Here is a 13,974-nt window from a genome sequence, read left to right on the forward strand (position 1 = left end):
ACTAATTTCATAGGGACGACTGATGCAGTAGATTTTATAGCTAAAACAAACAATCAGGAAAGGCTAAGAATTTCTTCTTCAGGTAATGTGGGAATTGGAACCACCTCCCCTGCTGCCAAGCTGGATGTTTTAGGAGGAGTGAATATCACCAGTGCAACGGGAAATAATACGCTTTATATTATTGGAGGTAATACCCCCACTAATCCACGTTTATATGTAGAAAAAGGGGCATTAGAAGTGCAATCAAATGAGCCGGTAGGAACCAATAGTATTTTTTCAATAAGTCAGGCAAGAAATCAAGAGGTAACAGTGTTGGCCAATGGTAATGTGGGAATTGGAACAATCTCACCTGTCGCGAGATTAGATGTAGCGGGAAACGTTAAAATAGCAGATGGTACACAGGGAGTAGGGAAAGTTTTGACGAGTGATGCAAACGGTCTGGCCAGCTGGCAGCCGGCAGCAAGTACAACGGATACTAATATCTATAATATAGATGGCACATTGGCGGCCAATCGTACCGTGACACTTGGAAATAGTAATTTGAATTTTAATACCAATGGTTTTGGAAAAGTGGGAATAGGAACGGGATCTCCTGTTGCGAAATTAGATGTAGCGGGAAATGTTAGAATAGCAGATGGTACGCAAGGAGTAGGGAAAGTTTTGACGAGTGATGCTAATGGTGTAGCCAGCTGGCAGCCGGCAGCAAGTACAACGGATACCAATATCTATAATACAGATGGCACATTGGCGGCCAATCGTACCGTGACACTTGGAAATAGCAATTTAAATCTTAATACCAACGGTTTTGGAAAAGTGGGAATAGGAACGGGGTTTCCTCAAAAAACATTGCATGTGAATGGAAGTATGCAGTTAACCAATGAGCTTAATGTTGGGGGTAGCCAGTTTAGTTCAGGTAATGCTGGTGCTCCGGGGCAAGTGTTGACATCCCAAGGACCAAATGCGTCTCCTGCTTGGAATACTCTTGAAAATCAAGGGTATATGAAAGTAGTGTTTTTTGGAGAACAAAACTTTTTAACTCAGACTTATGCGGGAACACACCTGTCTGGAACCTTAGCGAACAATGCAAAAGCTTATTCTTATAATAATATTATAAAACAGGATAATACTTTTATTACTTACAATAATGGTTGGTTTATAGCCAATAAAACAGGCCTCTATATGATACACGCAAATACCTCAATTGATATCAGTCTTAATAATGATACTACAGGGACGGCACATTCTTATATTGAAAAATCTAATGGTTCAAAAATAAGTTTCGATCAATTGGCACAAGTAGGTCTTCCCACTGGAAAAACGAATGAAGTTAATCAACATATATCTGGTATGACCTTTTTAAATGTTGGGGAGCAGTTTAGAGTTATGGTATGTGATACTTTAGATTTTAAAGTAAAACCAGGTAATATTTATATTACATATGTAGGTCAGTAATACATTAATATTAATAGAGCAATTGCCTAAATGCACTACGGGTTAATAGAAGATTGTATTAGACAATAATTATTAAACTATAGAAGGAAATCCTTCCATAGTTTATATTTTTAAAACTGAATATATAGTAAATATAATACCCTTATAATAAGAGTTTTATGTTTTTTTATTAGATGCTTTTACTTTTGTTCCGTATTATATTAGAAATAGATAACAGTATGCAGTTTAGAAGTTTTGCCCCTCTTAACATTTTTTATTAACCACATTATTAATTAAATAAATTAAATGAGAAATTTTTTATTGTTTATAATAACATTTTGTTTTTACCATAACTATTTTTCCAACGATCTTAAAAACGATTATCGTAAACATACAAAAAAAACACTAGCGCAAACATATACCATTCCTTTATCAGGAAATGCTTTTGTAACTAACAATTCCTTAGGTGCAGTTATTACTCAGAATAATGGGCTTATGTCCTGGACTGATGTAAACAGTATTATAAGTATATATTTAAAGGTGAGCGATGTAGGGCAATTGAATATAAAGGTTAAGGCAAAGAATCAATCCAATTCTAACATAAGCGTTGTAGTAAATGGAACTATTCTTAATATGCCTATACTTGCCTCCGGGAATTATACGGAATTTAATGCAGGAACAATAAATATTGTTGCTCCTGGGTATATCAAGATAGACCTGAAAGGATTGAGTAAATCAGGATCTACATTTGGAGATATTTCAGATCTAATTATTAGTGGAATGGCTGTAGATTCCGTTCCTCCGATTTATTGTAATGATCCTAATTATTATTATTGGGCCAGGAGAGGGCCTTCTTGTCATTTGAGATATGCTATACCTACTAGCGAAGATATCCTTTATTATTATAATGAGATTACTGTGCCCGTTGGAGAAGATAAAGTAGGATCTTATTTCATGGCGAATGGCTTTGCTGATGAAGGTTATTTTGGGATTCAGGTGAATTCCGAAACAGAAAGAAGGGTGTTGTTTTCCGTATGGAGCCCCTATACCTCTGACAATCCGAACCAAATTCCTGAAGATCAGAAAATAATTCTAAATTGTAAAGGGGCAAATGTGTATTCAGGAGAATTCGGAAATGAAGGTTCTGGCGGACAAAGCTATCTTGTGTACAATTGGAAGCCAGGAATTACTTATAAATTCTTAACAAAAGGTGAGCCTGATGGAAATGGTAAAACGAATTATACAGCATGGTTTTATGACCCTGAGGTTCAGTCTTGGATCTTTATTGCAAGCTGGAAAAGACCATACACTAATCATTATTTAACAAAATTTTATAGTTTTGTAGAGAATTTTAATGATATGAATGGCTACTTTTCCAGAAAAGTGGAATTCGGAAACCAATGGGTAAGAACAAAGTTTGGACAATGGTTACCTATTTCAACAGCTACATTTACTGCTGACGCTACATTTACAGCCAATCAAAGAATTGATGCTTCAGGGGGAGTTATTAATAATCATTTTTATCTTAAAAATGGCGGTTTTACTAATGAAACTACAAATCCATATTCGGTTTTTACTATAACGCCCAATTCAGCCAGTCCTCAGATTAATTTTGATAGTTTGCCAGGTTGTACTAATGCATTGTCTGTACAGGAGATCAAAGCTGCAGATGTAAATATCTATCCAAACCCGGCTGATAAATTTATTAAAATTAAAGGTGTAAAGGATGAAAGTAAGTATTATATACTTGATGAAGACGGGAGAGTTGTAATTGAAGGTCGCACAAAGAATGAATTGGGAATTGATATTTCATCATTAATGACAGGAGTATATTTTATTAAGCTGGATATAAATTATTCCCATCCGATTAAATTTATTAAAAAATAAATAGTTAATAAATCTGTTTAAACTTTTTATTTTCAAAGTTTGTCATTGACTCTGTCGAATCTGCGATTTTCGTAGGAATCTAGGCAAAATATTGGAAAATAAAATGGAAAGATTCGAGTCCAGATTCCTACGGAGTCAATGACAAACTCTGTAGATCTTTACTATTACTTAAATAAGGGACAATAACCATAGCCCCGATTGTAACGGCATCCTTTTGTGTAGCGAAGCGAAACGAAAGATATAGTGAAAAGCGGGAAATTGCTCCTAAAAAGTTTATACAAGTTTAATATTTAAATTTTGTGATATTGCTTATTAAAAGGAAAATAATCAAAATCATTTATATCATATAGATGATGATGATAAAAATATCTTTAAAAGTGATCTGCACAGGCTATAATAGATTCTAAAAACACGTTTAAATGGGGCTGTTTCTTTTGAGACAGCCTCATTTTCTATAAAATATTAAATATTTTATCCAATCTCAATACCATTCTCAACATTGCTGTCATCCGGAGTGACGAAGGATAGTTTTCCGTCCGGTTTTGCTGTCAGAAGCAGCATTCCCTGAGATTCGATCCCTCTGATTTTTCTTGGTGCAAGATTTAATAAAATCATAACCTGCTTACCAATTACTTCTTCCGGAGTGAAGCTTTCTGCAATCCCAGAAACTACGGTTCTTATATCAATCCCCGTATCTACAGTAAGTTTAAGCAATTTATCTGCTTTTTCCACTTTTTCAGCTTCTAAAATGGTTGCTGTTCTTAAGTCGATTTTCGTAAAATCATCAAAAGTGATTTCGTCTTTCATAGGGTTGGCATTAGGGTTGGTTTTTTTATTGTATTGCTTTGTGTCCTTTAGTTTTTGGATTTGAGCTTCTATGACATCATCTTCGATCTTTGAGAAAAGAAGAGAAGCTTCGTTGATTTTGTGACCCGTTTCAATTAAAATAGATTGAGTTTCAACATCACTCCAGTTCACACTTCCAACATTGAACATAGTCAGTAATTTCTCAGAACTGAAAGGCATAAATGGCTCACATAACTGTGCCAAAGCAACAGCAATCTGAGCTCCGACAAATAGTGAATGTGCTGCTTTTTCCGGATTATCTTTAATAGTTTTCCAAGGCTCCTCTGTTTGAAGATATTGATTTCCAAAGCGGGCTAAATTCATTAAAGCGGTTAAAGAATTTCTAAATTCATAATTTTCAAGGAATCCTGAAATTTCTTTTGCTGATTTATTAATCTCTTGTAATTCAGTACTGTTTTTATCTCCTTTAGGAACAATGCCGTCATAATATTTATGAATTAAAATCGCAACTCTATTAATGAAATTTCCAAAAATCCCAACTAATTCAGAATTATTTTTCGTCTGGAAATCTTTCCACGTAAAATTATTATCCTTGGTTTCAGGAGCAGATGAAAGAAGAGCATATCTTAAAATATCCTGTTGCCCAGGAAAATCCTCAACATATTCGTGTGCCCAAACTGCCCAATTTCTTGATGTTGAAATTTTATCATTTTCAAGGTTAAGGAATTCAAAAGCCGGAACATTTTTTGGCATGATATAATCTCCGTGAGCCTTCATCATTGATGGAAAAATAATACAGTGAAATACTATATTGTCCTTTCCGATGAAGTGAACCAAATCACTTTCTTCGCTTTGCCAATAATCTTTCCAGTCTTTTCCGTTTTTTTCTGCCCATTCTTTGGTGAAAGAAATATATCCAATTGGCGCATCAAACCATACGTATAGTACTTTTCCTTCAGCATTTGGAAGTGGAACAGGAACTCCCCAGCTCAGATCTCTGGTCATGGCACGAGGTTTTAAACCTTCATTTAACCATGATTTAACCTGTCCGTAAACATTGGGTTTCCAGTCATCCTTATGACCATCAATGATCCATTCATTCAGAAAGTTTTCGTACTCATTCAATGGTAAATACCAGTTTTTTGTTTCTTTTAAAATAGGAACATTCCCGCTTAACATTGATTTTGGATTGATTAATTCTGATGGAGAAAGGGTAGTACCGCACCTCTCGCATTGATCTCCGTAAGCATTTTCATTTCCGCAGTTTGGGCAAGTTCCTACGATATATCTGTCGGCTAAGAATTCATTAGCCTGCTCATCAAAATACTGCTCAGAAATTTCTTCTTTGAATTTTCCTTTTTCGTAAAGAACTTTGAAGAAATCCTGACTTGTTTCATAATGACCTTTAGAAGTAGTCCTTGAATATTCATCAAACGAAATTCCTAAATCTGCAAAAGATTTTTTAATGATTTTGTGGTACTTATCAACAATATCCTGAGGTGTAACTCCTTCTTTTTTAGCTCTTATGGTAATAGGAATCCCGTGCTCATCCGATCCGCAGATAAACGCTACATCTTTTCCTAATCTTCTCTGAAATCTTGCATAAACATCCGCAGGAATATAAACACCCGCCAAATGCCCTATATGAACCGGCCCATTTGCATAAGGCAAAGCTGCCGTAATCATCTTTCTGTTCGACATTTTAAAGTAAAGTTTAACTACAAAGATAAGCATTATCCCTGAAATTATTATAATCACTGGATACAGGATAGATTTTTTACAGCAAGAAAGGAAAAATATAGTATTTTGTTAAACAAACGTTTAGCTTTTTGATAAATCTATATATTTACTATGTTTTACATAGTTTGATGTAAATAAATGAAAAGCAAATATTTAGTTAAAATGTAACATTTAATTTACATAATTTTAACTTAATTTTAAATAAAATTATAACAATTCTAATTTTTTTATAAATTGCATTGCTGGTTCATTAACTAGTTATTGAAAAAATGAAACTATATAAAAAAACAATATTGTGAAAAATTTTACAACGGTATTAAAAATTGCGCCTGCATTTTTATTGGCAAGTACAATGATTCATGCGCAAACAGACTCTACAGCGAAAGAGAAGAAAATAGAGGAAGTTGTGCTGATTGGATATGGAAAGCAGAAGAAAGCAGATCTTACAGGATCAATTACATCGGTAACAGCAAAGGATTTCAATGGTGGTGCAGTTTCTGCCTCACAATTAATCCAAGGTAAGACTCCGGGAGTACAGATTACAGGAAATAGTGGTGCTCCGGGTTCGGGTTCATCTATCAGAATCCGCGGAATAGGATCTATTAATGGTTCTCAATCTCCATTAATAGTTATTGATGGTGTACCGCAAGATTTTAATGGAATCAGTGGAGCTTCTGATCCTCTTTCTTTAATTAACCCTAATGATATTCAGAGCTTTGATATTTTAAAAGATGCTTCGTCAACTGCAATTTACGGTAATAGGGCTTCAAATGGAGTGATATTAATTACAACTAAACAAGGGACTGCGGGAAAATTGAAAGTCAACTTTTCAACATTAGTCTCTGCTTCTACAAAAATGGGTAATGTAGATGTTTTGAATGGAGATGAATACAGAGCTTTTGTGAATGAAATTGCCAAGACCAATACAACGGTTGCAAATAATCTATTCAGATTAGGAACAGAAAATACAAACTGGCAGAATGAGCTTTATCAGATAGGCTGGGGAACAGATAATAATTTATCCTTTTCGGGTGGAATCAAGGGATTGCCTTATCGCTTATCTTTAGGATATAATTCCCAAAACGGTATTGTGAGAACAAATTCTTTTAAAAGAACATCTCTTGGATTAAACTTAAATCCAAAATTTTTTGATAATCATTTGACGGTAAACATTAATTTGAAGGGGACATTTACGGATAACCGTTTTCCTGCTGAAGGAGCGATTGCAAGTGCTACTTATTTTGATCCTTCTCAACCAGTTTATTCAGGTAATTCTAATTTCGGTGGTTTTTATGAGTGGCTGGATTCAGGATCTGCCACAGGGCTTAACGTAAATGCAACTGCAAACCCTATGGGCCAGCTAGCTGCTATAAGAGATGTTTCATCTGTTTGGAGAGGTTTGGGAAATATCCAACTAGATTATAAATTTCATTTCTTGCCAGATCTTCATTTTAATATAAATGCAGGATATGACTATGCAAAAAGCGATGGAGGGAAGTCAATTGGTGCTGCTTATAAATCAGGCATTGCAGATTTAGGAAGTTATAGGTCGTATTCACAGGAAAAGAAAAATAAATTACTAGAAACTTACCTTAGCTATACTAAAAATATTTCTGCAATTAATACAAATGTAGATGTAGTTGCGGGGTATGCTTATCAGAATTTTTATACTTCAACGCCATTTGCAATAACTTATTATGGTAATAGAGTTTCACCGGTAGGTAATGATTTTGCAACAAGAAACGTTCTTTTATCATTTTATGGAAGAGGTATATTTACGATTGCTAATAAATATATTATTTCTGCTTCAATAAGAAGGGATGGATCTTCAAGATTTTACAACGGGACAAGAGACAATGTTTGGGGTAATTTTCCGGGAGTTTCAGTAGCCTGGAAAATAAATGAAGAAAGTTTTCTTAAAAATTCAGGAATTAATACTTTAAAATTACGCGCAGGTTGGGGTAAAACAGGAAATCAGGAATTGAATACCGGAGATTATCCATCTTTTGCAAACTATTCTATTAGCCAGCCAGGTGCACAATACCAGTTTGGTTCCCAATATTATTATATGTTCCGTCCCGATATTTATAATCCTATCTTAACATGGGAGACTACTACTACCAAAAACTTAGGTTTGGATTATGGCTTTGCCAATAATAGAATATACGGGTCTATTGATTTATATACAAAAAAAGCTGAAAAACTTTTAGTAAAAGCACCTATTGCAGCGGGCGATTTAAGCAACGAAAATGTACTTAATGCTGGTAATATGAAGACTGACGGTATTGAGGGAAACATTACTTTCGTACCTGTTAAAAATGAGAATACAACTTGGGAGGTTTCATTTAATGTGACACATTATAACTCAAAAATAACTAATCTTATAAATGGGGCTAATGATACTTATTTCATACCTGTAGGTGATATTGCAGGAGGTGTCGGGAACAAAGTACAAGCACATGCAGTAGGGTACAACCCTTACTCATTCCTTGTGTATCAGCAAGTCTATGATAATAATGGGAAACCTGTTGATGGTGCTTATGTAGACAGAAATGGAGACGGAGTTATTAATACAAATGATAAGTATTACTATAAATCTCCACAGCCAGATGCTATTTTAGGCTTTAATACTAAACTAAATTATAAAAACTGGGATTTCGGACTGAGTGCAAGGGCATCAATTGGAAACTATGTCTATAATAATGCAGCATCTAACAGTTCCGTCCAATCATTAACAACCAATGGTTATTTACAAAATGTTTACTCATCTGCAGCGGATTATAAATTTTCAACTCCGCAATACTGGTCAGATATTTTCGTAGAAAATGCTTCATTTTTTAGATTAGATAATATTAATTTAGGATACAATTTTAAGGATGTACTGGGAAAAAGCTCTAGTCTTCGAGTATACGGTATGGCTCAGAATGTATTTATAATAACAAAATATTCCGGAGTGGATCCCGAAGTTTTTAACGGAATTGATAACGGATATTATCAAATGCCTAAAGTGTATTCTTTAGGGTTTAACTTTCAATTTTAATTAGAGATGAAAAATAGTATAATCAAAATTAAAACACTTACAACAGCAGCTGTTTTGAGCCTGTTGTTTGCATCAACATCTTGTGTAAAAGATTTAGAACAAGAACCACTTACTGGATTGACCTCTTCAAGTATTTTCAAGGATTTTGCAAATTATCCTAATGCTTTGGCAAAAGTTTATGGAGGTTTTGCCAGCGGTGGACAAGAACCTAATGGAGGTAATTCTGATATCAATGGAATAGATGGTAATTTTTCTCAATATACAAGATTATTATACACGCTGGAGACATTACCTACAGATGAAGCTGTAATTGCCTGGAATGATGGAACATTACAAACTATTCATAAAATGACGTGGGATTCCTCTAATGAATTTGTTGCAGGAGCATATTACAGAATATTTACGCAAATTGCTACTTCTAATGAATTTCTAAGAAACGTCACAGATGAAAAGCTTGCCTCTAATAATATTACAGGAACTAATCTTACAGAAGCAAGATATATGAGGGCTGAAGCAAGATTTTTAAGAGCGCTTTCATACTATTATGCACTTGATTTGTTTGGAAATGTTCCATTTGTAGATGAATCTTATTTACCAGGATCAATCGAGCCTCCTAAAAGGATCACGAGATCAGATCTGTTCAATTATGTAGAATCAGAATTATTAGCTGTTTCTAATGATCTTAAAGATGCTAAGACAAACGACTATGGCAGAGCTGATAAAGCTGCAGCTTGGGCACTATTGGCAAGACTTTATTTAAACGCACCAGTTTATAATGGTAGTAACCGGAATAATGATGTTATTACTTATTGTAATAAAGTTATCGCCGCAGGGTATTCTTTAAAATCTAAATATGCTGATTTATTCCTAGCTGATAATAATCAGAATAATCCCGAAACTATTTTCCCTGTTCTGTTCGACGGAATTAAGACTCAAACATCCGGAGGAAGCACATATATGGTACACGCTGCGGTTGGAGGATCAATGGCTGCTGAAAGTATGTTTGGTATTAACGGTGGTTGGGGTGGTTTAAGAACTACAAAATCTTATGTTGCATTATTTACCGATATTAATGATAAAAGAGGTAACTTCTATACAGCAGGTCAAAATCTAGAAATAAATGATCTGGGTACATTTACAGACGGGTATGCATTTGTGAAATATAAAAACTTAACAAGTTCAGGGCAGTTCGGTTCAGATGCTGCTAAAAACTTCTGTGATGCAGATATCCCTTTGCTTAGATTGGCAGATGTTTATTTGATGTATGCAGAAGCAACTTTAAGGGGTGGAAATGGTAATGCCGCAACAGCCTTACAATATATTAACAGTATTAGAACAAGAGCAGGTTATACAACATCATTATCTTCTATTAATTTAGATTTTATTCTTGATGAAAGAGCTCGAGAGCTGGGATGGGAAATGACAAGAAGAACTGACCTTGTGAGATATGGTAAATTTACAACCGGAGCCTATTTATGGCCATGGAAAGGGGGAATTAAAGATGGTAAAGCAGTAGAAGACTATAGAAACCTTTATCCAATTCCTGCAAAAGACATTGTTGCAAACCCTAATCTGATTCAAAATCCGGGATATTAATTAAACACAACTAAAATGAAAAACATATTTAAAATATTTGCTATAGCTTTTATAAGCTTTTTAATCATTTCTTGTGAAAAAGATGAAGATCAAGCTATTCTGAATGAAGTTACACAGGCTAAAGTCTCTTCTGATAAAACAACTATAGTTTTAAGTGAAATTATAGGAGGAAATCCTGCTGTAACTTTTACCTGGACAAAATCCGTATTTAATATTGCAGTGGTTCCCACCCAGCAAATAGAATTCGGAGTTAAAGGGCAGAACTTTAAAAAAAGTGTAACTGCCGATTTTGCTAATGATGCTACGTCAGGATCCATTACGCATGCGGCACTAAATGCTTTGATGTACAGCTTGGGAGCAACGCCGGATATGTCCAATCAAATTGAAGCCAGACTTAAAACAAACGTTGGTCCTGCAGCTTTCTATTCTAATATCATTAATCTGACAATCACCCCATATACTCCAAATCCGGATTTAGTATATCCTAAAATTAACGTTCCAGGGGCTTATGCAGGAGCTGCAGGATATGCAAACTGGACACCCAATAATTCACCCAATTTATTCTCACCGGGAAAAGACGGGAAATATAGAGGATTTGTTTATATTACAAGTATTTCTGGGGATAATGGTAAATATAAATTTACTATTAATGAAGACTGGCCGGGAAATAAGGGAGATGATGGAACTCTAACAGGAAAGTTAGCAGTTGATGGATCTGATATTAAAGCAACAGCAGTAGGAGCACATTATATGAAAGTTGACTGGAATGCAAATACTTACTCATCTGCAGTTGCCAACTTCGGAATCATTGGAGATGCCACACCTACAGGCTGGGGATCAGATACAGACTTTGTGTATAATCCTGCAACTAAAACTTTTGTAATCAATTCAATCGCATTAAATACTTCAGGAGTATTTAAATTCAGAGCAAACGATGATTGGGCAATGAAATTCCAGCCTAAATCAGCAGATGAAACATTGACTACAAATAATGGAGTGGTTACATATCTAAGCTCAGAGGGCACAGTTACTGGAGATCCAAATTATAAAGTAGACGTGGCTGGAAACTACAAAATAGAATTAGACTTACACAATTCTGCCAATTACAAATTAACTGTTACTAAATTGTAAAATACAACAAATATACATAGCAAAGTGTTGCTTTTCGGCAGCACTTTCTTTATTTTTAAAGTTTATAAAAAGTCATTATGAAGAAAATTACAGTTGGAGCTTTATTGTTCTCAATGATGTTTGTGGGTGTGAATGCACAATCTTTAAAATCGCCGGACGGAAAGTTTGAAATGAACTTCCAGTTAAAACAGGGAATTCCCTATTATAACCTAAAATATAACGGAGCGGTCGTAGTTGAAGATTCTAAATTAGGATTGAGATTATTTAAAGACACTTCAATAAAATTTGCCTCGGAAATAGCAAAACCTGAAGATGCAAAATTTGATCTCAATAATGGTTTTACAAAAACAGGTGAAAAAAGAGATTCTAAAAATGAAACCTGGCAACCGATTCTTGGCGAAAAGAAAAACTATATCAATAATTACAACGAATTAGCATTAACATTAAATCAGGCTTCAACTGACAGAAGTATTGTAGTGAAGTTCAGATTGTTTAATGACGGTTTAGGATTTCGATACGAATTTCCGCAGCAAAAAAATCTTAACTATTTCGTGATCAGGGAAGAAGATTCTGAAATTGATTTTCCGACTGATATGAAAGCCTGGTGGATCGTTGCAGATTATGATTCTCAGGAGTATCAGTATCAGGAAACAAAAATTTCTGAAATTCCGGGAAGATGGGATAAAGCTTTTGATGCGAATGCTTCCCAGACATTGGTCAAAAATGCAGTTCAGTCTCCTTTAATGCTGAAAAAAGAAGGAAAAGATCCTTTATATATCAATGTTGCAGAAGCAGCAGTTTTAGATTATCCGGCTTCCCATTTAGAAGTTGATGCGCAGAATTTTAAATTCAAAACACATCTTACAGCAGATAGACAGGGAGCAAAAGGATATATTCAGACTCCTTCTACAACACCTTGGAGAACGATTATTGTTTCACCAAAGGCAGAAGAAGTAATGGCTTCAAAAATGCTTTTTAACCTTAATGAACCTACAAAATATACCGATACTTCATACATTCATCCTACAAAATACATGGGAGTTTGGTGGGAAATGATCATCGGGAAATCTCAGTGGGCATATTCCACAGCCGAAAACGTTCATTTGGACACAACAGACTTCTCAAAATTAACCCCTAACGGAAAACATGCGGCGAACAATACAAAAGTTAAAGAATATATCGACTTTGCTGCAGAAAACGGTTTCCAGGGATTATTGATCGAAGGCTGGAATACCGGTTGGGAAGACTGGTTCGGACATTCAAAAGAATTTGTTTTTGATTTTATTACGCCGTATCCGGATTTTGATATTAAAATGCTGAATGATTACGCTCATTCCAAAGGGATTAAACTGATCATGCACCATGAAACTTCAGGTTCAGCAACGAACTATGAAAGATGGTCAGATAAAGCGTTCCAGTTAATGAACAAATACGGTTATGATGCCGTAAAGACAGGATATGTAGGAGATATTATTCCAAGAGGAGAACACCATTATTCACAATGGATGATCGAACATTATTACAGAATTGCAGAGAAAGCAAACGAATATAAAATAATGGTAAACTCTCACGAGTCTGTACGTCCGACAGGAGAAAGCCGTACATATCCAAATTATATCTCAGCGGAAGCAGCTCGTGGAACCGAATACGAAGCTTTTGGCGGAAACAATCCCGATCACCAGACAATTCTTCCTTTCACAAGATGGATGGGAGGGCCGATGGATTACACTCCGGGAATTTTCCAGACCAAGCTGGATTATTATTTTCCGGGAGACAAACGTTTTGTGAAAACAACTTTGGTGAAGCAATTAGCACTATATGTAGTAATGTATATGCCTTTACAAATGGCGGCAGACTTACCCGAGAATTACAAAAAGCACATGGATGCTTTCCAGTTTATCAAGGATGTAGCGGCAGATTGGGATGATACCAAGATCTTATCTGCAGAGCCGGGAGACTATATCGTTACCGCAAGAAAGGCAAAAGGTACGGAAAGTTGGTTTGTAGGCGGAATTACTGATGAAAACAAACGTGATTACACAGTAGATTTTTCTTTTCTAGATAAAGGAAAAAAATATGAAGCAACCATCTATGAAGACGGAAAAGATGCCGATTATATCAACAATCCTCAAAGCTATAACATCTACAAAAAGCAAATCACCAACAAATCAAAAATTGATTTCAAAATGGGCAGAAGCGGCGGTTTTGCCATTTCTATTAAACCATTGTATTGATACAAAACCAACTTTGTCAAAGTTCAAATCTTTGACAAAGTTTTATACTTTAAATTAGTTTTTCCGGTTTCCGAATTGTTAGATTTAGGTTTAGATTTCAGCGGGGCG

General features: G+C 35.1%; 6 protein-coding genes and 1 pseudogene. 6 read left to right on the forward strand and 1 reads right to left on the reverse strand.

What is annotated here, in order from left to right:
* Together BW926_RS09065 and BW926_RS09070 are read left to right on the forward strand one after the other, a co-directional pair.
* A pseudogene (locus BW926_RS09065) lies at nucleotides 1-1,452 on the forward strand (hypothetical protein); the annotation flags it as partial.
* 285 nt (nucleotides 1,453-1,737) lie between these two features.
* Entirely contained in the window at nucleotides 1,738-3,318 is a 1,581-nt protein-coding gene (locus BW926_RS09070; RefSeq protein ID WP_076446400.1) for a DUF3472 domain-containing protein, read from the forward strand.
* A gap of 471 nt (nucleotides 3,319-3,789) precedes the next feature.
* Here the strand turns inward: BW926_RS09070 and metG are convergent, their stop codons facing one another.
* Nucleotides 3,790-5,826 carry a methionine--tRNA ligase gene (gene metG, locus BW926_RS09075; RefSeq protein WP_076446401.1) on the reverse strand — a complete coding sequence of 679 codons (2,037 nt, stop codon included), beginning with the start codon at nucleotides 5,824-5,826 and terminating at the stop codon, nucleotides 3,790-3,792.
* 334 nt (nucleotides 5,827-6,160) lie between these two features.
* Between metG and BW926_RS09080 the strand changes: the two genes are divergently transcribed.
* The 4 genes from BW926_RS09080 (at nucleotide 6,161) to BW926_RS09095 (ending at nucleotide 13,866) form a co-directional block, all read left to right on the forward strand.
* On the forward strand, nucleotides 6,161-8,905 hold the full coding sequence (locus BW926_RS09080) for a SusC/RagA family TonB-linked outer membrane protein (protein ID WP_076446404.1): 2,745 nt from the start codon (nucleotides 6,161-6,163) through the stop codon (nucleotides 8,903-8,905).
* A 6-nt stretch (nucleotides 8,906-8,911) separates the two neighbouring features.
* Nucleotides 8,912-10,501, forward strand: coding sequence for a RagB/SusD family nutrient uptake outer membrane protein (locus BW926_RS09085; protein ID WP_143756525.1), 1,590 nt, complete (start codon nucleotides 8,912-8,914; stop codon nucleotides 10,499-10,501).
* A 15-nt stretch (nucleotides 10,502-10,516) separates the two neighbouring features.
* A complete protein-coding gene (locus BW926_RS09090) occupies nucleotides 10,517-11,632 on the forward strand; it encodes a SusE domain-containing protein (protein WP_076446406.1) in 1,116 nt (371 codons plus the stop codon).
* Between the two features lie 77 nt (nucleotides 11,633-11,709).
* Complete coding sequence (locus BW926_RS09095; RefSeq protein ID WP_076446408.1) at nucleotides 11,710-13,866, forward strand: glycoside hydrolase family 97 protein; 2,157 nt, start codon at nucleotides 11,710-11,712, stop codon at nucleotides 13,864-13,866.
* Nucleotides 13,867-13,974: the final 108 nt, after the last annotated feature.

The sequence above is a fragment of the Chryseobacterium sp. RU37D genome (genome assembly GCF_900156075.1).
Taxonomy (GTDB): domain Bacteria; phylum Bacteroidota; class Bacteroidia; order Flavobacteriales; family Weeksellaceae; genus Chryseobacterium.

Excerpts from the sequence above, each read along its gene's own strand:
- BW926_RS09070 (WP_076446400.1), top strand. The coding sequence starts at position 1,738 with ATGAGAAATTTTTTATTGTTTATAATAACATTTTGTTTTTACCATAAC.
- BW926_RS09095 (WP_076446408.1), top strand. The coding sequence starts at position 11,710 with ATGAAGAAAATTACAGTTGGAGCTTTATTGTTCTCAATGATGTTTGTG.
- metG (WP_076446401.1), bottom strand. The coding sequence starts at position 5,826 with ATGTCGAACAGAAAGATGATTACGGCAGCTTTGCCTTATGCAAATGGG.
- BW926_RS09090 (WP_076446406.1), top strand. The coding sequence starts at position 10,517 with ATGAAAAACATATTTAAAATATTTGCTATAGCTTTTATAAGCTTTTTA.
- BW926_RS09085 (WP_143756525.1), top strand. The coding sequence starts at position 8,912 with ATGAAAAATAGTATAATCAAAATTAAAACACTTACAACAGCAGCTGTT.